The 1074-nt window shown below is 75.2% G+C and carries 1 protein-coding gene; it reads left to right on the top strand.

Features of this window, described 5'->3' with window-relative positions; genetic code table 11:
- Window positions 1-1074, top strand: a 1074-nt coding sequence (locus MXD58_RS25335; RefSeq protein WP_374616636.1) for an MFS transporter, incomplete at both ends; no start/stop codon positions are given.

The raw sequence follows: 1074 nt of genomic DNA on the forward strand, positions 1-1074 counted from the left end.
GCCCGGACCCGGCCCGGCGCCGCCGGCTGGGCGCCGGCCTGCTCGCGGACGTCTCCCCGCTGCGGGAGCATCCGTCCTTCCGCCGGCTCTGGGTGGGGGAGACCGTCTCCTCGCTGGGTTCCCAGATCACCGCGACGACGGTGCTGCTGCAGGTCTTCGCCATCACCGGGTCGTCGTGGCAGGTCGGGCTGGTCGGCGTCGTCGGCCTGGTGCCGCTGGTCGTCGGCGGCCTGTTCGGGGGCGCCGTCGTCGACGCGGTCGACCGCCGCCGCCTCGCCATGATCACCTCAACGCTGCTCGCGGTCGTCTCGGCGCTGTTCCTGCTGCTCAGCGCTACCGGGGCGGTCGACACGGTGGCCTGGCCGCTGTTCTGCCTCATCGCTGTCCAGTCGGCGCTGCTGGCCGTTGACCAGCCGGCGCGCCGGGCGATGGCGCCGAACCTGGTGCCGCCCGAGAGCCTGCCGGCGGCGTCCGCGCTGTCCCAGATCGGCGGCATGGCCGCCGCGGTCGGCGGGCCGCTGATCGCGAGCCTCGCGCTGACCCTCGGCGGGTTCTCGGTCGCCTACGCCGTCGACCTCGCCACCTTCGCGGCGCCGCTGTATGGGCTCGCCCGGCTGCCGGCGATGCCGCCGCTGGGCGGCGGGCGGGTCGCCGGGGTGGCGAGCGTGGTGGAGGGCCTGCGGTTCCTGCGCGGCCAGCCGGTGCTGCTGATGACGTTCGTCGTCGACATCATCGCGATGGTGTTCGGGATGCCGCGGGCGTTGTTCCCGGAGCTCGCCGAGACCCGTTTCGGCGGCGGCAGCGCGACCGCGGGCGTCATGTACTCGGCGGTGGCCGTCGGCTCCCTGCTGGCCGCCGGGCTGTCCCGGCCGCTCGGCGGGCTGGGGCGCCAGGGGCTCGCGGTCGTCGTCTCGATCGCGCTGTGGGGTGGCGCGATCGCCGCGTTCGGCCTCGTCCACGACATCGTGCTGGGCGCGGCGCTGCTCGCCGTCGCGGGGGCGGCCCGCCCGGCCCCGCGGACCTCGTTTCGTCGGCCCTCGGCCGAGCTCTTTCCCACGATCAGCAATGTAAAGA

Source organism: Frankia sp. AgKG'84/4, from assembly GCF_023242965.2.
Lineage (GTDB): Bacteria > Actinomycetota > Actinomycetes > Frankiales > Frankiaceae > Frankia.